The organism is Pseudomonas sp. St29, from assembly GCF_001547915.1.
Lineage (GTDB): Bacteria > Pseudomonadota > Gammaproteobacteria > Pseudomonadales > Pseudomonadaceae > Aquipseudomonas.
Genome location: NZ_AP014628.1, coordinates 3,856,834 through 3,873,332, shown reverse-complemented (window position 1 = coordinate 3,873,332; position 16,499 = coordinate 3,856,834). Strand labels below are relative to the sequence as shown.

At 65.4% G+C, this 16,499-nt stretch carries 17 protein-coding genes and 1 pseudogene; 7 read left to right on the top strand and 11 right to left on the bottom strand.

Features of this window, described 5'->3' with window-relative positions; translation table 11 throughout:
* Positions 1 to 5: 5 nt before the first annotated feature.
* The 4 genes from PST29_RS17215 to PST29_RS17200 form a co-directional block, all read right to left on the bottom strand.
* A complete protein-coding gene (locus PST29_RS17215; RefSeq protein WP_060843820.1) occupies positions 6 to 1,358 on the bottom strand; it encodes a c-type cytochrome in 1,353 nt (450 codons plus the stop codon).
* A 17-nt stretch (positions 1,359 to 1,375) separates the two neighbouring features.
* Positions 1,376 to 3,619 carry a xanthine dehydrogenase family protein molybdopterin-binding subunit gene (locus tag PST29_RS17210; RefSeq protein ID WP_060843819.1) on the bottom strand — a complete coding sequence of 748 codons (2,244 nt, stop codon included), beginning with the start codon at positions 3,617 to 3,619 and terminating at the stop codon, positions 1,376 to 1,378.
* Positions 3,616 to 4,074, bottom strand: a complete 459-nt coding sequence (locus PST29_RS17205; RefSeq protein WP_060843818.1) for a (2Fe-2S)-binding protein — start codon at positions 4,072 to 4,074, stop codon at positions 3,616 to 3,618. Before PST29_RS17205 ends, PST29_RS17210 begins: the two co-directional genes overlap by 4 nt.
* An 88-nt stretch (positions 4,075 to 4,162) precedes the next feature.
* Positions 4,163 to 5,095 carry an AraC family transcriptional regulator gene (locus PST29_RS17200; protein WP_060843817.1) on the bottom strand — a complete coding sequence of 311 codons (933 nt, stop codon included), beginning with the start codon at positions 5,093 to 5,095 and terminating at the stop codon, positions 4,163 to 4,165.
* A 161-nt stretch (positions 5,096 to 5,256) separates the two neighbouring features.
* Here PST29_RS17200 and PST29_RS17195 point away from each other — a divergent pair, with 161 nt between their 5' ends.
* The 3 genes from PST29_RS17195 to PST29_RS17185 all read left to right on the top strand — a co-directional run bounded on the left by PST29_RS17195 (position 5,257) and on the right by PST29_RS17185 (position 8,283).
* Positions 5,257 to 6,306 carry an NAD(P)-dependent alcohol dehydrogenase gene (locus tag PST29_RS17195; protein WP_060843816.1) on the top strand — a complete coding sequence of 350 codons (1,050 nt, stop codon included), beginning with the start codon at positions 5,257 to 5,259 and terminating at the stop codon, positions 6,304 to 6,306.
* Positions 6,307 to 6,425: 119 nt separating this feature from the next.
* The gene (locus tag PST29_RS17190) at positions 6,426 to 7,622 is read left to right on the top strand and encodes an MFS transporter (protein WP_060843815.1); all 1,197 of its coding nucleotides are present in this window, start codon (positions 6,426 to 6,428) and stop codon (positions 7,620 to 7,622) included.
* 277 nt (positions 7,623 to 7,899) lie between these two features.
* Positions 7,900 to 8,283: a cytochrome c gene (locus PST29_RS17185; RefSeq protein WP_060845143.1), complete on the top strand. Its 384-nt coding sequence runs from the start codon at positions 7,900 to 7,902 to the stop codon at positions 8,281 to 8,283.
* Between the two features lie 85 nt (positions 8,284 to 8,368).
* On the opposite strand, the gene PST29_RS17180 is transcribed toward PST29_RS17185, so the two are convergent.
* On the bottom strand, positions 8,369 to 8,578 hold the full coding sequence (locus tag PST29_RS17180) for a hypothetical protein (protein ID WP_016967305.1): 210 nt from the start codon (positions 8,576 to 8,578) through the stop codon (positions 8,369 to 8,371).
* Between the two features lie 197 nt (positions 8,579 to 8,775).
* Positions 8,776 to 9,711, bottom strand: a complete 936-nt coding sequence (locus PST29_RS17175) for a hypothetical protein (RefSeq protein WP_060843814.1) — start codon at positions 9,709 to 9,711, stop codon at positions 8,776 to 8,778.
* Between the two features lie 197 nt (positions 9,712 to 9,908).
* On the opposite strand from PST29_RS17175, the gene PST29_RS17170 reads away from it, so the two are divergent.
* From PST29_RS17170 to PST29_RS17160, 4 genes are all read left to right on the top strand, one after another.
* On the top strand, positions 9,909 to 10,508 hold the full coding sequence (locus PST29_RS17170; RefSeq protein ID WP_060843813.1) for a GNAT family N-acetyltransferase: 600 nt from the start codon (positions 9,909 to 9,911) through the stop codon (positions 10,506 to 10,508).
* A 195-nt stretch (positions 10,509 to 10,703) separates the two neighbouring features.
* On the top strand, positions 10,704 to 11,096 hold the full coding sequence (locus PST29_RS17165) for an MliC family protein (protein ID WP_082729258.1): 393 nt from the start codon (positions 10,704 to 10,706) through the stop codon (positions 11,094 to 11,096).
* A gap of 224 nt (positions 11,097 to 11,320) precedes the next feature.
* Positions 11,321 to 11,479, top strand: coding sequence for a hypothetical protein (locus PST29_RS32260; RefSeq protein ID WP_173664413.1), 159 nt, complete (start codon positions 11,321 to 11,323; stop codon positions 11,477 to 11,479).
* Positions 11,480 to 11,623: 144 nt separating this feature from the next.
* A complete protein-coding gene (locus PST29_RS17160) occupies positions 11,624 to 11,944 on the top strand; it encodes a YbjQ family protein (RefSeq protein WP_016967309.1) in 321 nt (106 codons plus the stop codon).
* A gap of 104 nt (positions 11,945 to 12,048) precedes the next feature.
* On the opposite strand, the gene PST29_RS32805 is transcribed toward PST29_RS17160, so the two are convergent.
* The 5 genes and pseudogenes from PST29_RS32805 to modA all read right to left on the bottom strand — a co-directional run bounded on the left by PST29_RS32805 (position 12,049) and on the right by modA (position 16,391).
* Positions 12,049 to 12,675, bottom strand: coding sequence for an ATP-binding cassette domain-containing protein (locus PST29_RS32805; protein WP_442966412.1), 627 nt, complete (start codon positions 12,673 to 12,675; stop codon positions 12,049 to 12,051).
* 498 nt (positions 12,676 to 13,173) lie between these two features.
* A pseudogene (locus PST29_RS32800) lies at positions 13,174 to 13,584 on the bottom strand (ATP-binding cassette domain-containing protein); the annotation flags it as partial.
* Positions 13,585 to 13,856: 272 nt separating this feature from the next.
* Complete coding sequence (modC, locus tag PST29_RS17150; RefSeq protein WP_060839616.1) at positions 13,857 to 14,939, bottom strand: molybdenum ABC transporter ATP-binding protein; 1,083 nt, start codon at positions 14,937 to 14,939, stop codon at positions 13,857 to 13,859.
* Between the two features lie 3 nt (positions 14,940 to 14,942).
* Entirely contained in the window at positions 14,943 to 15,623 is a 681-nt protein-coding gene (gene modB / locus PST29_RS17145) for a molybdate ABC transporter permease subunit (protein WP_060839615.1), read from the bottom strand.
* A complete protein-coding gene (gene modA, locus PST29_RS17140; protein WP_060843810.1) occupies positions 15,624 to 16,391 on the bottom strand; it encodes a molybdate ABC transporter substrate-binding protein in 768 nt (255 codons plus the stop codon).
* Positions 16,392 to 16,499: the final 108 nt, after the last annotated feature.

Genomic DNA, 16,499 nt, shown 5'->3' with positions numbered 1-16,499 from the left:
CTCCTCTAGCGCATGTGCAGGATGATCGGGCTGCTGCTGGCCGGATCGGTGTGCCGACGCAACTGGCTCACTGCCTGGGCCTGGACGGCGCTGCCGTGATTGCCCCAGGCGCTGCGCACGAAGGTCAGGACCTCGGCGATCTGCTGATCCGACAACTGTTCACGCAAGGCCGGCATGCGATAGGCGTCCGGCACTCCCGCGGCCACGACACGCTGCGAAGCGTTCAGGGTGATGTTGATCGCCGAGGCGCTTTCCCCGGCCAGGGCAGAGGTCGCCCCCGCCAGCGGCGGTATCCATTCGGCTTGCCCCTTGCCGTCCGGGCCGTGGCACGAGGCGCAGTGCGTCAGGTAGGTGTGGGCGCCAGGAGCGTCCAGCGCCGTCGCGGTCGACAGCTCTTGATACTGCCAGGGCGTGCCGTCGCGCTGGCGATCCCCGGGCAGCGACTTGAGGTAACGGGCAATGGCCATCAGGTCCTGATCGGTCATGAACTGCGTGGAGTTGTTGAACGCTTCGGTCATCGAGCCATAGACCACTGCGTGCTCATTGCGGCCGGTCTTGAGGAACTGCACGATCTGCGCTTCGCTCCAGCGGCCCAGGCCCGTGTTGTGGTCGCCACGCAGGCTTGGCGCATACCAGCCATCGAGCAAGGCGCCGGCGAGAAACGGCGCTGCGGACTCATCCAGCGCCTTTTCATTGAACGCCAGGCCCCGAGGCGTATGACAACTGCCGCAATGTCCGGGGCCCTGGACGAGGTAAGCGCCGCGGTTCCACACATTGTCCTGCTTCGTTTTGGCCACGTAGGGCTCAGCGTCGACGAACACCGCGTTCCACAGTGCAATCGGCCAGCGCAGGTTCAGCGGCCAGGGAATGGCGCTGGGGATGTTCGCCTGTCTGACCGGCGCCACGCCCTTCATGAAGAACGCGTACAGCGCCCGCACGTCGTCGTCGCTGAGCTTGGCGTAGGACGGATAGGGCATCGCCGGGTACAAACGGCGGGCGCCGGGTGCCACGCCATGGCGCAGCGCCCGGTCGAAGTCCGCCAGGCTGTAGTGGCCGATGCCGGTTTCGGTGTCCGGCGTGATATTGGTCGCATGGATCGCGCCCAGCGGCGTGGCCATTTCCAGGCCCCCGGCGAACGGCGCGCCGCCCGGCACGCTGTGGCAAGCCACGCAATCGCTGAGCCTGGCGACGTATTCGCCGCGGGCGACCAGCGCCGGGTCGAGCTCGGCCGCAGTGATCGGGTGGCTGGCAAGAGGCGAGGCGGGCTGGCGAGTGACGTACCAGGCCAGCAGGCCGGCCACGACCAGGCATGACACCGTCAGCCAGCCAGCGGTTCTTGCGAATCGGCGGTTATTCATGGACGCTCCGGCGCTGATCAGGTGAAGGTGTGTCGGCTCATGGGCAGGCTGCGGACCCGCTGCCCGGTCAGTGCCGCCACCGCGTTCGCGACGGCCGGCGCAACCGCGGGCAACGGCGGTTCGCCGATACCGCCCATCTTTTCCCCGCTCTCGACGACTCGCACGTGCACCCGAGCCATCCGCGCAGGCGGCAGGATCGGATACAAGTCGTAGTTGCGAGCCCGAGGCTTGCCATCGACCCACACCGATTCTTCCACCAGGGTCTGCGACAGCCCCAGCGCCACGGCGCCGTTGACTTGAGCCTCGACAATCGCCGGGTTGACGATGCTGCCGGGGTCGATCGCCTGCCAGATGTCGTGCACCTTGACCTGCCCGTTCTCGATGGAGACTTCGGCGATCACCGCGGTCTGGGTGCCGAACGGCGACGCCATGGCCACGCCCCGCGCCCGCCGGGTGCCGTCCTCGGCGGTAAAGGGCCCGCGCTTCCAGCCCCCCGACAGTTCACCCACCGCCTGCAGCAGGGTGGTCAGGCGCTGGTTGTCACGCAGCAAATGCAGGCGCAGTTCGAAGGGGTCCTTGCCACCCTTGTCGGCCAGCTCGTCAAGAAAGGCTTCGTAGAAGAAGTCGTTGAGGGAGTTACCCACCGAACGCCAGTAACCCAACATGGCCGGGCCCTTGACGTAGATCTGCGCTATCCGCTTGTGGGGGATCGCGTAGGACTTGCCCGACAAGCCTTCCAGCGCTGTGGGGTCGAGCTTTTCACCTTGGCGGCCGGCGAGGGCCTCGGTCGGCCCCTCGGTGGCGCTGATGGCTTCGATTGCCAGGGGCCAGCCGTCGTTATCCAGCGCGGCGCGGAAATTCACCGCCGCCACCGGACGCAGCACGTCACGCAGGAACTCTTCCTCCCGACTCCAGATCAGTTTCACCGGGCGGCCAACCGCCTTGGACAGCTCGATCGCCTGGGGGTAGGGGCTGGCTGAGTCGTAGAGGAAATGCCGCCCGAAGAATCCCCCCAGCAATGGCGAATGCAAGGTGATGCGCGACGGATCCAGCCCGGTGCGCTTGGCGATGTCCGCCAGGAACATGTCCGGCGCCTGGTTCGGCAGCCAGACCTCCAGCGAACCGTCGGGGTTGAATCTGGCCAGGGCAGAAGGCGGTTCCAGCTGCCCGTGGTTCAGGTATTGGTTGTGGTAGGTGGCGTCGATCCGGGTCTTGGCGGCGGCCAGAATCGAAGCCACGTCGCCCTGGTTTTCGTCGTCCCGGGCCGGGCCCTTTTCACTGGCAAGGCGCTGGATCCAGCCGTCGCTGGAAAAGTCCTTGGGCATCGGCCGCACCTTGCTGTCGGCCGATGGCTCCAGCCAGTCGACCTGAATCGCTTCCACCGCGCGCCTGGCGTGCCACCAGCGCTCGGCGACCACCGCCACGGCGCCCGGCAGACGATGCACGGAGTGCACGCCTTTCATCGCCTTGACCTGCTCTTCGTTGCGCAGGCCGCCCACGGTCATGCCCAGGCGGGGGGCATGCTGAACGGCGGCATGCAGCATGCCGTCGACCTGCAGATCGATGCTGTAGAGCGCCTTGCCCGTGGACTTGTCATAGGCGTCGACGCGCTTGACCGGCTTGCCGATCCAGCGGAACCGGCTCGGGTCGCGCAGTTGCACCGAGGCAGGATCGGGAACCGGCAGGTCCATCGCCCGCTCGGCCAGTTCACCGTAGGTCAGCGAGCGGCCCGACGCGGCATGCAGCACCTTGCCAGGCTCGGTGCTCAACTCGCTCACCGCCACCCCCAGCTGCAATGCACCCGCCTGCAGCAGCATGGCGCGGGCCAGGGCACCGAGGCGGCGCATCACCGGGTAACTCATGCGCACCGACATGCTGCCGCCGGTGATGCGCATGCCGTTGTCCATGACCACATAGGCCTCGCCGGGTGGCGCCGCCTCCACCAGGAAGCTCGCCGGATCGGCGTCCAATTCTTCACCGACGATCTGCGCCATCGCGGTGAAGGTACCCTGGCCGCCTTCCATGAACGGGCACAGCAGGCGCACGCGGTTGTCCGGGCGGATTTCCAGAAACGCCGGAACCTGGGTGCCGCGCGCGGCAGTCGCCGCCGCCTGCACTCGGGGCGACCCCAGCGGCAGGCCGAACCCCAGTACCAGCGCGCCGACGGCGGTGCCGGTCAAAAAGCGCCTGCGCGACAGATTGACCGGATCCTGCAGGGCCAGCGCCGCTGCCTGGAGGGAAGGATCGATAGCGGGCTTCATGCCGGGGTCCTCCTGCCGGCCAGCTCATGCATGGCGGCATGAATGGCGTTGTAGGTTCCGCAGCGGCACAGATTGACCATCGCCGCCTGGATCTGCGCGTCGCTCGGCTCGGGGTTCTGCTTGAGCAGCGCCGTGGCCGCCATCACCTGTCCGGACTGGCAGTAGCCACACTGGGCGACCTGCAGGTCGACCCAGGTGGCGACGACCCGCTTGCCCACGGCATCGGCTTCGATGGCCTCGATGGTGGTGACCTCGCGGCCGACCACCCCGGCCACCGGCGTCACGCACGAACGCACCACATTGCCGTCCACCAGCACGGAACAGGCGCCGCACTGCGCCAGCCCGCAACCGTACTTGGTGCCGGTCAGGCCCAGATCATCGCGGATCACCCACAGCAAGGGCGTATCGGCGTCGGCGTCGACCTGATAGGTCTTCTGGTTGATTCTCAGTTCCATGGCTCACCCGCTGGATCATCGGTTGAAGGTCATTGTTGTAGGGGCTGGCACGCAGCGAAGCGCGTCAGCGGTAAAACCGGCGCTCGGCTCAATGTGCCGCGTTGTCGAGCGCTTGTGCGGCAACGGGCTGTCCACGCAGCAGCCCGATGTCACGACTGGGTGCGGCGCCGAACAGGCGGCCATATTCGCGGCTGAACTGCGAGGGACTTTCATAGCCGACGGCGAACGCCGCCCGCGAAACGTCCAGGCGCTCCATCAACATTAGTCGACGGGCCTCGTTCAGCCGCAGCCACTTCTGGTAGCGCAGCGGACTCATGCCGGTGAGCTGACGGAAATGATGGTGAAAGGTCGGGGCGCTCATCTGGACCCGCGCCGCCAGTTCATCGATGCGCAGCGCTGCGGTGTAGTTGACCTTGAGCCAGTCGATGGCTTTGGCAATGCGGTAGCCCTGGCCATCGACGGCGGTGATCTGCCGCAGCCGTGATCCCTGGTCGGTATTGAGCAGCCGATAGTGGATCTCCCGCAGAATCAGCGGCGCCAGCACCGGGATCGCCTCGGGTTCATCGAGCAAGGCCAGCAGACGACCGAGGGCACCCTCCAGGGGCGGCGACATCTGGCCAATGCCCGCACCAGCCGCCGCAGCCGGCTGGCGGTTTGCCGGCAAACCGCCCTGGGTGATGATCTCGGCGAGCAGGCTGACATCCAGCTTCAACACCAGCCCGACGCAGGGTTGCCGGGGGCTGGCAAGCAGCACTTCGGAGTTGGCCGGCAGGTCCAGTGAGGTGACCAGAAACCGCGTAGGGTCGTAGCTGTAGCCCGCACCACCGACCCACAAACGTTTTTCCCCACGCCCCACCAGCACCAGGCTCGGCTCGATCATGCACACGGCGGGGGGCGCCGGCTGGTCGCGACGAAACAGCGACAGGCTGGGGATGGCAGTGGCGACGTCTCCGGGGGCGTTCACGCGTGGGTCGATGTGCAGCGCCAGAGGCGATTCGTGGCGCGGGGCGGTGTGGATCATGTCGGCTGGCTCCTGTTGAGCGAACTCTAATCCGCTCATCAGAGGTTTCCTATCCAGCTGCCTGCATCCTCATAGGATTAGGCAAGCATTCAAGCGGAATGCACTAGGGCAGGGACGGATCGACCGGGAAAAATGTGCCGAACTGTCAAAGGAGAGCTTCCATGCAAGTCTTCGCTTATGGCGCCCATGCGGGCGACAAACCGCTTGAACCGCTGCGCATCACCCGTCGCGATCCCGGCCCGGACGATGTGCTGATCGAGATTGCCTATTGCGGTATCTGCCACTCCGACCTGCACCAGGTGCGCGGCGAATGGGCCGGGACCCGCTTTCCTTGCGTGCCCGGCCACGAGATCGTCGGCCGGGTCGCCGCGGTAGGTCAGAAGGTCACCGGCTTCGCCCCGGGTGACCGGGTGGGAGTGGGCTGCATTGTCGACAGCTGCAAGCATTGCCAGGAGTGCGCCGAGGGCCTGGAGAACTACTGCGACGGGATGATTGGCACCTACAACTTTGCCACGCCCGATGCGCCGGGCTGGACACTCGGTGGCTACTCCCAGGCGATCGTCGTGCACCAGCGCTACGTGCTCCGCATTCGCCACCCCGAGGCGCAGTTGGCGGCCGTCGCGCCGCTGCTGTGTGCCGGCATCACCACCTGGTCGCCGCTGCGTCACTGGAAGGCCGGGCCCGGGAAGAAAGTCGGCGTGGTGGGCATCGGCGGCCTGGGCCACATGGGCATCAAGCTGGCCCACGCGCTGGGCGCGCAGGTGGTGGCTTTCACCACGTCGGAGTCCAAGCGCGAGGCGGCCAGACGCCTCGGTGCCGATGAAGTGGTGATCTCAAGCGATGCCGGGCAAATGGCCGCGCACCTGCAAAGCTTCGACCTGATCATCAACACCGTTGCTGCGCCCCACGACCAGGATGCCCTGCTGGTGCTGCTCAAGCGCGATGGCGTGATGACCCTGGTGGGAGCGCCGGCCTCGCCGCACCCGGCGCCCAACGTGTTCAACCTGATCATGAAGCGCCGCACCCTGGCCGGATCGATGATCGGCGGCATTGCGCAAACCCAGGAGATGCTCGACTTCTGCGCCGAGCACGGCATCGTTTCGGACATCGAGCTGATCGCCGCGCAGCACATCAATCAGGCCTACGAGCGGATGCTCCGGGGCGACGTCAAATACCGTTTCGTGATCGACAACGCGACGCTGGCGAAGTGAAAGACCCCGCCGTTGGGGCGCAATCGACCGCGGCTGCGGGCGCCAGCTGCAACGAGCGCCCCATGCAGCGTTTTCCTGCAGGCAACACCCACCCGCTTTTATCCGCACAGGTAGAGTCAATGACCTTTGGTTGTACAGAAAAAACCGGCTGGAGCGCCGTGCTGGCCATGTCCCTGGCCGCCTTCGCCCTGGTCGCTTCGGAGTTCATGCCCGTCAGCTTGCTGACCCCCATCGCGGCAGACTTGCACATCACCGAAGGCCAGGCCGGGCAGGGCATTTCCGTGTCCGGGGCCTTTGCATTGGTCACCAGCCTGGTGATTGCGGCAATTGCCGCCCGGGTCGAGCGCAAGAAGCTGCTGCTGTGCCTGACCCTGCTGATGATGGTGTCGGGCACCCTGGTCGCGCTCGCACCGGGCTACTCCTGGTTCATGTTCGGGCGTGCCTTGCTGGGTATCGCCATTGGCGGTTTCTGGTCACTGTCGGCGGCCACTGCAATGCGCCTGGTGCGGCCTGATCAGGTTTCCCGGGCGCTGGCCATGGTCAACGGGGGCAATGCGCTGGCCACGGTGATCGCCGCTCCGGCGGGCAGCTTCCTGGGCTCGCTGATAGGCTGGCGCGGCGCATTCTTCTGTGTGGTGCCTGTCGCGACGCTTGCCGCCGTGTGGCTGCTGATCAGCCTTCCGTCCTTCAAGGTCGAGCGCCGGGCCGCGAGCGGTAATGCCTTGCGACTGATGAAGCAGACGCCGGTCGCCCTGGGAATGGCCGCCGTCAGCGTGTTCTTCATGGGGCAGTTCATGCTGTTCACCTACCTGCGTCCATTTCTCGAGGTCGTCACCGGCGTCAGCGTTGCCACCCTGTCTTTCATGCTGCTGGGGCTGGGAGTGGCCGGTTTCATCGGCACCTGCATGATCGAGCGCTTCATGGGCAATGCTCTTTACCGCACGCTGACGCTCATACCTCTGGGCATGGCGGTCATCGCGCTGGCCCTGGTGAACTTCGGCAGCTCGCCGCTGCTGACCGCCGCGCTGCTCGGGGCATGGGGGCTGGTCGCCACGGCCGCTCCCGTTGGCTGGTGGACCTGGCTGGCGCAAACCCTGCCCGATGATGCCGAAGCCGGAGGCGGCTTGCTGGTGGCCATCGTGCAACTGGCGATCGCCGGCGGGGCGATCATCGGTGGGCTGGCCTTTGATCTGCGCGGCTATCAAGCCACGTTCGCGCTCAGCGCGGTGGTGCTGGTCGCCGCTGCGGTGCTCGCTTGGCTTGCAGGTCGCAGCGCTGCGCAAGTGGGTCTGGCGGAGGCGCACGCCAGGGCCTGACGAGAGCCGGAGCGGCTCAGGGCGTGGGGGCATGAACCCGTGCCGGCTGACAATGGCCTGTGGGCGAGCTTTGCGTGGCAAGCCTGGAACCGGGGGCGTTCACGCATTCCCCTGGAAGATCGTTGCAAGCCTGGGTGTGCCGAAAGAGAATGGCCGGCTTTCAATCGGCGGCAGCAGGGGTTGCCCGGTGAAATCAATGCGTTGATTTCATGGGTGTGCTGCGCCGCCATGTTCGCCCTCGCTACCGCCCAGGGTTTTTCAACAAGGCCATATGGACATGAACATAAAAATACTGTGTATCGCGGCACTCGGGTTCTGGTCGCTTGCTCAAACCCCGCTGTCCGTGGCGGAGAACGCCAATGGAAAGACCCTCTATCTGCAGCGATGCGCCGTGTGTCACGGAGCGGACATCAAGGGCACGGGGCTCTTGGCGCATAAAAGCAAGCCGCCGACACCGGACCTGACCACTGCCGCATTCAAGAAACGCCTCAAGGACTATCCGGGCGTGATCGTCTCTTCGGTCATTCTTCGTCCCAATGGCGACTTGATCCCAAGAATCTTGCGAGAGAACGGCGTAAAGATCGCGCCGCACCCTTGGAGCGTTAAGGATTTTCGCGACTTGAATCAGTACATGAGTGAGGTCATCGCCAAAAGTCGATGATGTCGCAGGGGCGGCTACAGCGCAGCCACTTGAGGTGAACAGCCCCTGGCCGGCGGTTGATCGGGACGGTGGCCCGCGTTATGCCTCAATGCAGCGTGACAATCCTGCGGCTCTCTCCAATCCGGATCCGATCCAGTGCCCGGTTTAATCCGTCCAGGGCATTGATCAGGGCCTGGGCTTCCGCTTCCCGGCCATCTCCCCACAGGCGCTCGGCCATCTTGTTGAGGGCCTGTATGGAGCGTTCGATATCGGCAGCAGTCACGGTGTTGCTCTCTGCCGGCTGTTTCTTGGTCATTGGATCGGTCTTCCACGGCGCTTGAGAATCAGCGCGAAGGCTACCACGCTCTTGGTGGCGCAGAGTACGAGCCCACGGGCTGATGGCTCAACCGAGGGCCCAGGAGCCGGTCGATCGGCTGTGCGGGTCCGGCTCCTGGGCGGCTGTTCACTCGGATCAGGGCTCGCAATTTTGTCGGTTGCCGTTGCAGGGCGGTTTCAGCGTTGTCCCGGATCCGGCTGCACCAGATGCCGCCAGGGAAATACGTGCCGGGCAAAATGCGTTACGTAGCCGCCGCCAGTGGCTTGGATCACCATGAACTGCAATGCAGGGCGCAGCTGTTGCAGGCGCTCGAGCTGTTCCAGGCTCAGGCAGGTGTTGCGCAGGCGCAGCGCCCTCAAAGGGTCGCAGGCAGCACTGGCCAATAGTTGTTCATAGTCGGCGAAGGAGGTGACGGACTGTTCTTCGCGCTGATCCGCCCAGTTGTTCTGCAGCGCGCTGGATTCGGTGAAGTCCAGGTTGCTCAGCCGCGGCAGATTGTCCGAGCCGGCCAGGTTGGCAATGAAGTGCTGGGTGTCCCAATGGCCGCCAATGCGCAGGTGGGCAAGGTGCGGCAGCTGGACCTGGAAGAAGCTCGAGTCGGGGGCATTGGGCAGGGTCAATTCGCTCAGGTGCGGCGCCTTGGCGACAAAGCGGGCGATCTCTCCTGCTTCCTCCATCAGCGTGCCGGCTTTCTGGATCAGCGAGGCATTGTGGTCCTGGGGCTCGCTGGGGCGAACCGACAGCGACCTGAGAATGGGAAAGTTCACGTCGCTGTCCAACAAAGGTGTGAACTCCCATTCGCGGGTGCCGTTTGCCCCTTGGTCCGGGCCAGAAAAGGCCAGGGAACTGAGGGTGTCGGCCACTGCCTGGTCGGCGAGGCATTCCAGGGTCCAGGCAAAGGGCTCCTCCCACAGGTCGCCATGAAACTCCAGATGCAGGCCACCACGTATCGGGGCCAGGGCCAGGTAGTTGTAATCGCTGACCCACAGCGGCCCCGTCAGGTCCTCGGGGTTGTCGTCGCGCTCGCTGGCCTGGTCCCGGGTGAAGTCATGGATGCGTTGCTGCAGGGCCAGCAGGCGCTGGTAGCCGGGCGAAGACAGAGGTGAGGACATGCTTGCAATCCGTTGCTGGGTGGGGGGAGCCGCTGGCGCGGGGCGCCCATGATAAATCCAGGGGCCTGCCTGAGTCTTGGTCAGGCACCGTGCGTTATACATCTTTTCAACAAATGGACCATGTCGCCGGTTGTGCAGGGAGCGCTAGGATCGCCTTTTCATGCACGGGTCTTGTGGCCCTCTCGGAGCGTTATCCCATGCAACAAGGCCCCTTGCCTCATTCATCCACTGGACTGTGGGCCAGGGAGATCACCCTGCTGGATGTCGAGCGGTTGCAGGCGTTCTTCGTTGAGAATCCGGACTACTTCCACAGGGTTCACGGCTGTGCGCCGCAGCCGGATGAAGCCCGCGATGAAATCGATGACCGCTTGCCAGAGGGCTGGTCCTTCACTCGCAAGTGGAAGATCGGTTACTTCGACGCCACAGGAGCCCTGGTGGCCATGGTCAGTATCGTCAGCGATCTGCTGGCGCCCGGGGTCTGGCACATTGGTCTGTTCATGCTGGCCGGCTCGCTGCAGGGCCAGGGCATTGCCCGGCAGTTGCATCGCGAGCTGGAAGATTGGGCCGCAGGTCTGGGGGCGCGCTGGCTGCGCCTGAGCGTGGTGGTCGAGAACGTCCGGGCCGAGGGCTTCTGGAGAGCCTGCGGCTACGTTGAGGCTCGTACCCGTGACGGGATCGAGCTAGGCCGGCTGCGGCACCGGGTGCGCATCATGATCAAGCCGCTGGCCTCGGATGCTCTCGAAGACTACCTGACCCTGATGCCCCGCGATCGGGTCGAGTCCCCGCTGGCAGTCTGAGAAAAAACGGTTGGCAGTGGCGCCGTGCGTCGGGTGGGGCGGGGCGTGCAAATCCGCCGCCGTGTGCGCCCGTCCAGCACCTGAGCAAGGGCGGTGCTGGCATGCCCGGCAGCCCAGGGTGAGGCCTTTCGGGCATGAACTAAAATCGCGGTCGGCAGTCCCATGGGGCATCTTTGACCGTCCGGGGGAAATACCGTGAAAACTCGTCTCGCAATGCTCTGCGCCGCGGCTTTGGCTTCGGCCCTGCCGATTCTGACCGAGGCTGCCCAGGCTCAGTCACCCACCCCTGAACCGACCTATCAGAGCCAGGTGGCGCGCTATCGGTGCGAGGGCAATGTCCGCATCGATGCGGCCTACCTGAACATCGACAATGGCACCTCGTTCGCCACGCTCTACTACAAGGACCAATTGATTCCCATGCACGTTGCCCGTTCGGCTTCCGGTGCGCTGTATGTGGCGGACGACGAACAGAACAGCTTTCGCTGGCACACCAAAGGCAAGATGGCCATGTTGTCGTTCCTGGAGGCAGATCACACCGCCAAGGAGCAGCAACTGCTCAACGACTGCCAGGAGATCGACCCTCAGTGAGCCCTGGCCGGCGTGGCTTGCGGGCAAAAAAAAGCCCGCGGGAGAGGGCGGGCGAACGTAGTTGCTTGAATGAGCGAAGGGACTATACACAGACGTGATCGCCCCTTGGGTGAAGGAATTTTCATCTTGACCGGCGGTGCTCCGGTCGACGACACCGGGTGGTGGCCGGATCTGTTCTAATCTGAACAGGCGAGTCAAAAATCCCTTCAGGAAGAGAGGTGGGCATGACAACACCAGAGCAAAGCCCTTACGAGCATGAACGCAGCGATGAAGCGGAGCAGCACCCGGTCGAACACCGGGAACCGCCACCGCAGACCTGGAAACACCCGGACGACGGCAAGAGCCTCTCCGAGCTGGATGAAGAGCGTCCCTTGAAGCCCTAAGCCCAAGCCCCGCCAAAGAGCGGGGCTTTTTGTGCCGGGTGCTCAACCGCACATGGCCGGCGCCGAATCTCCGGGCTCTGCTACCATCGCCGGCTTTGCCGTTCCAAGATCTCGGGACGGGCTGTTCGCTCAAGGGAGAAGTACATGATCGTCACCACCACCGCCCATATCGAAGGCCGGGAAATTGCCGGTTATCTGGATATCGTCAGCGCCGAATCGGTTCAGGGCATCAACGTGGTCCGCGACCTGTTCGCCGGGATGCGCGACTTCTTCGGTGGCCGTTCCCAGACTCTGGAACGGGCCCTGAGAGAGGCGCGGATCCAGGCCACCAGTGAAATCAAGGAGCGCGCCCGCGGGCTCAATGCCGACGCGGTGGTCGGCCTGGATTTCGAGATCAGCATGCCTTCGGGGCGTGGCGGCATGGTGGTGGTGTTTGCCACCGGGACCGCCGTCAAGCTCAAGTGACCCCCCGCACGGTGCCGAGGGCAATTCGGCGCCGCCCCCGGCTGCGCTAAGCGTCTGCAGGCCGGCATCCGGGCCAGGGCGCCGCGCTTGCGGGCAGTGCTGCTTCATGGCCGGCACTCGCGCAGCTGCCAGCCGCGGGCAGACCATTGCCACTCATGGGTCGGTGCCAGGGCCTGGAGAAAGGCCTCATCGTGGGAGGCCACCAGCAACGCGCCGGGAAAGTCCCGCAGCGCTTGCTCGAAGGCCTGTACCGACTCCAGGTCCAGGTGGTTGGTGGGCTCGTCGAGCAGCAACAGCTGCGCCGGATTACCGGCCCACAACGCCAGCGCCAGGGCAGCTTTAAGGCGTTCGCCGCCGCTGAGCAAGGCGCAGGGTTGCTGGACCCGACGGGCATCGAGTTGCAGGCGCGCCAGCCGGGTGCGCAGGGTGCTTTCCTCCAGGGCCGTGGCGCCGCTTTGCAACTGCTCCAGCAGCGAGCGCTCGGCGGCCAATTGCAGCAGGTGCTGATCCAGATAGGCGCTGGCCACCGTTACCCGGCATTGACCACTGAGCGGCCGCAGATGCCCGGCCAGCATCTTCAGCAGGGTGGATTTGCCACACCCGTTGGGACCGACCAGGGCAATGCGCGCCGGGCCGCTGAGGTTGCCGGTGAGATAGGTCGCCGGCGACTCGCTGTCCAGCCAGGGCAGTTGCGCCCGCTGCAGATTGAACAGCGCCTGGCCGGCCGCCATGCGGGTCTCGGGCAGGGTGAGCAGGGTAGGTTGCTCCGGGGTGACCCGGGCGTAGGCATCGCGAACCTGTTGGTCGAGGGCGCTTTTGTGTTGCTGATGCTGGTGCCGCACCTGGCCCATGATGTTCCGGGCGCCGCCGAGCATGCTGGCCCGTTCCATGCTGGAGACATTGGCGGTCTTGGCGTGCTTGCGCGACGCCGCGGCGTGGCGCTGGATGGTATCGTGCTCGCGCTGCAGGCGCTTGAGTTCGCGGCTGCGTTGGCTGCGGGCCTGTTCCAGTGTCGCCTGGGTGGCACCTTCAAGGGCCTGGCGCTGGGCCTGGAACAGCGCGTAATTGCCGCCATAGACCCGGGCACCCAGGGGGCCAAGCTCGACGATGCGCTGCACCTGCATCAGCAACTGGCGGTCATGGCTGACCAGGATCAGCCCGCCGCGCCAGTGCCGCAACTGCTCCATCAGCCAGCGCCGGCCGGCCCGGTCCAGATGGTTGCTCGGCTCATCGAGCAGGAGCAGTGGCGCGTCGCCGAGCAGGGCGCCGATCAGCGCCACCCGGGCCAGCTGTCCGCCGCTCAGGGTGGCCGCCGGGTCCTCGGGCTGCAGCCACGCCAGGCCGGCCTGATCCAGGGCCTGACGCAGCCGCTCGGCCAGGTCCCAGCGGCCATCGACCTGCTGCCAATCCTCCGCGGCCGCGGTGCCGGCCGCCAGGCGTTGCAGGGCGTGCAGGGCTTCGGCCAGCCCGGCGACCTGGGCCACCGTCTGCTGCGGCGCCGGTCGCGGATCCTGGGGCACGTAGGTCAGGCGGGCAGGGCGCTGGATGCTGCCCGCAGAGGGTTGCAGTTCCCCGGCGATCAGGCGCAGCAGCAGGGATTTGCCCGCGCCATTGCGCCCGACTATGGCCGTGGGCAGGCCATCGAACGTCAGGTTCAGGGCATCGAACAGGGTGTCGCCATTGGCGAATTGATAAGTCAGCCGGTTCAGTGAAACCAGCGCAGGCAGCCGTTTGACGTGAGTCATCAGCACCTCCGGAAAATGTGGCAACAGACCAACGAGCGCGGTTGAGGGGCTCGTCGCGGATACATTTTGGAAGGCTTAGTTGTTCACGTCGGCAATCGTCCTGGGACGGCAAGGAAGGCGCGAAGCCTAACGCCGGACCCGGGGCCCTGGCAAGGGCGGAGATGGATTCAGGCCAGTACCGCCACCGCCTTGATCTGGGCCCAGAGCTGCTGGCCGGGATGCAGCTCGAGCTGGTCCCGGGAGTAACGAGTGATACGCGCCAGCAGCGGGGTGCCCGCCGCGTCCAGGCGCACCAGGACGTGGGCGACGTTGTCCGCCGGGATCTCTTCGCACACGGTCACCGGCAGGCGGTTGAGGATGCTGCTGTGTTCGCTGGCCTGCAGGCTCAGGCTGACGTCGCGGGCCTGGACCTTGAAGCGCAGGGCCTTGCCCTGGGCCAGCGCACCGTGGGCCACGCGTACCTGCAGTGGGCTGTCGGGCAGTTGCAGGGTCAGCAATTGATAGTTCGGGTCGTAGTGGCTGACCCGGCCCTCGACCACCACGCCGGCATCGTCACCCAGGGCCAGGGGCAAATCCAGGCGCGCCAGGGTCTGGCCGATGGGGCCGCTGGCCAGGGCGCGGCCATCGCTGAGCAGCACGATGTGGTCCGCCAGGCGTGCCACTTCGTCCTGGGAATGACTGACATAGAGCACCGGGATATCCAGCTCGTCGTGCAGGCGCTCCAGGTAGGGCAGGATTTCGCCCTTGCGTCTGGAGTCCAGGGCCGCCAGGGGCTCGTCCATCAGCAGCAGGCGTGGACTGGTGAGCAAGGCCCGGGCGATGCCGATGCGCTGGCGCTCGCCGCCCGAGAGGTGCTGCGGATGGCGCTGCAGCAAGTGGCCGATGCCCAGCAGTTCGGTAGCTTGGGCCATGTCCACCCGGCGCTGCGCCTTGGGGATGCGGCGCAGGCCGAACTCCAGGTTGGCCTGGACCGACAGGTGGGCAAACAGACTGGCCTCCTGAAACACATAACCCAGGGACCGCTTGTGCGGTGGCACGAACAGCCGTTGCCGGCTGTCCTGCCAGACCTCGTCGTTGATCTGGATGCGACCGCGCCCGGCCTTTTCCAGGCCGGCGATGCAGCGCAGGCAGGTGGTCTTGCCGGATCCGGAGTGGCCATAGAGCGCGGTGACCCCGCGGCCCGGCAGTTGCAGATCCAGGTCCAGGTCGAATGCCTGGTAATCCAAGTGCAGCTTGATGTGGAGGCTCATGGCTCAGCTCCAGCCGGCTTTGGTCTTGCGGCTGGAATACAGCGCCAGCAGCACCAGAAACGAGAACACCAGCATGGCGCCGGCCAGCCAGTGGGCTTGGGCATACTCCATGGCTTCGACGTGGTCGTAGATCTGCACCGAGACCACCCGGGTCTTGTCGGGAATGTTGCCGCCGATCATCAGCACCACGCCGAACTCGCCGACGGTGTGGGCAAAGCCGAGGATCGAGGCGGTGATGAAGCCCGGCCGCGCCAGGGGCAGGATCACCGTGAAAAAACTGTCCCAGGGGCCGGCGCGCAAGGTGGCGGCGACCTCCAGCGGGCGACTGCCGATGGCGGAAAAGGCGTTCTGCAGCGGTTGCACGACGAAGGGCATGGAATAGATCACCGAGCCCAGCACCAGGCCGCTGAAGCTGAAGGTCAGGGTGCCCAATCCCAGGGACTGGGTGAGCTGGCCCAGGAAACCCTGGGGCCCCAGGGCCAGCAGCAGGTAGAAACCTATCACCGTGGGTGGCAGCACCAGGGGCAGGGCCACCACGGCACCGACCGGCCCGCGCAGCCAGGAACGGGTGCGCGACAGCCACAGGGCAATCGGAGTGCCGACGACCAGCAGGATCAGCGTGGTCAGGGACGCCAGTTTCAGGGTCAGCCAGATGGCGGAAAAATCGGCACTCGAGAGGCTCATTTACAGTTGATAACCGTAGGACTGGATGATGGCAGCGGCTTTCGGGCCCTTGAGGTAGTCGACCAGCGCCCGGGCGGCCGGATTGTCCTTGCCCTTGTTGAGGATCACCGCATCCTGCTTGATCAGGTCATGCATCTGGGCGGGCACTATCCAGGCCGAACCGCTGCTGACTTTGCCGTCCTTGTAGATTTGGGACAAGGCGACAAAGCCCAATTCGGCGTTGCCGGTAGAGACGAACTGATAGGCCTGGGTGATGTTCTGGCCTTCGACGAGCTTGCTCTTGACCTTGTCGCTCAGGCCCAGCTTGGCCAGGACCTGGGTAGCGGCCAGGCCGTATGGCGCGGCCTTGGGATTGGCGATGGACAAGTGCTGGTACTGGTTGTCCTTGAGTACCTGGCCCTTGCCGTCGACATAGCCTTCCTTGGCCGACCACAGGGCCAGGGTGCCGATGGCATAGGTGAAGCGCGAGCCCTTGACGGTATCGCCTTCGCTTTCGAGCTTCTGCGGGGTGCTGTCGTCGGCGGAGAGAAAGACTTCGAAGGGCGCGCCATTCTTGATCTGGGTATAGAACTGCCCGGTGGCCCCGTAGGCGGCCACCAGCTTGTGGCCGGTGTCCTTCTCGAAGTCGGCGGCAATCGCCTGGATGGGCGCGGTGAAGTTGGCGGCCACCGCCACCTGGACTTCAGCGGCCTGGGCCGAATTCAAAGCGAAGACGGCGAGCAGGGCCGCAAGGCCGGTCGGGGCAAAGCCTGAGGCGCGAAAGTTCATCAAACAGCTCCATTGGGGGGAAGGAAGTCGGGGCGCAAGCGGTGATTGCAGGGCCTGTGCAGCCAGGCGAGGTCAAGCGCTGTATAGCGGAATATATAGCGTATCGCC

Coding starts and splice junctions, on each gene's coding strand:
- PST29_RS17215 (WP_060843820.1), bottom strand. CDS start 1,358: ATGAATAACCGCCGATTCGCAAGAACCGCTGGCTGGCTGACGGTGTCA.
- PST29_RS17210 (WP_060843819.1), bottom strand. CDS start 3,619: ATGAAGCCCGCTATCGATCCTTCCCTCCAGGCAGCGGCGCTGGCCCTG.
- PST29_RS17205 (WP_060843818.1), bottom strand. CDS start 4,074: ATGGAACTGAGAATCAACCAGAAGACCTATCAGGTCGACGCCGACGCC.
- PST29_RS17200 (WP_060843817.1), bottom strand. CDS start 5,095: ATGATCCACACCGCCCCGCGCCACGAATCGCCTCTGGCGCTGCACATC.
- PST29_RS17195 (WP_060843816.1), top strand. CDS start 5,257: ATGCAAGTCTTCGCTTATGGCGCCCATGCGGGCGACAAACCGCTTGAA.
- PST29_RS17190 (WP_060843815.1), top strand. CDS start 6,426: ATGACCTTTGGTTGTACAGAAAAAACCGGCTGGAGCGCCGTGCTGGCC.
- PST29_RS17185 (WP_060845143.1), top strand. CDS start 7,900: ATGAACATAAAAATACTGTGTATCGCGGCACTCGGGTTCTGGTCGCTT.
- PST29_RS17180 (WP_016967305.1), bottom strand. CDS start 8,578: ATGACCAAGAAACAGCCGGCAGAGAGCAACACCGTGACTGCTGCCGAT.
- PST29_RS17175 (WP_060843814.1), bottom strand. CDS start 9,711: ATGTCCTCACCTCTGTCTTCGCCCGGCTACCAGCGCCTGCTGGCCCTG.
- PST29_RS17170 (WP_060843813.1), top strand. CDS start 9,909: ATGCAACAAGGCCCCTTGCCTCATTCATCCACTGGACTGTGGGCCAGG.
- PST29_RS32260 (WP_173664413.1), top strand. CDS start 11,321: ATGACAACACCAGAGCAAAGCCCTTACGAGCATGAACGCAGCGATGAA.
- PST29_RS17160 (WP_016967309.1), top strand. CDS start 11,624: ATGATCGTCACCACCACCGCCCATATCGAAGGCCGGGAAATTGCCGGT.
- PST29_RS32805 (WP_442966412.1), bottom strand. CDS start 12,675: ATGGCGGCCGGCCAGGCGCTGTTCAATCTGCAGCGGGCGCAACTGCCC.
- modC (WP_060839616.1), bottom strand. CDS start 14,939: ATGAGCCTCCACATCAAGCTGCACTTGGATTACCAGGCATTCGACCTG.
- modB (WP_060839615.1), bottom strand. CDS start 15,623: ATGAGCCTCTCGAGTGCCGATTTTTCCGCCATCTGGCTGACCCTGAAA.
- modA (WP_060843810.1), bottom strand. CDS start 16,391: ATGAACTTTCGCGCCTCAGGCTTTGCCCCGACCGGCCTTGCGGCCCTG.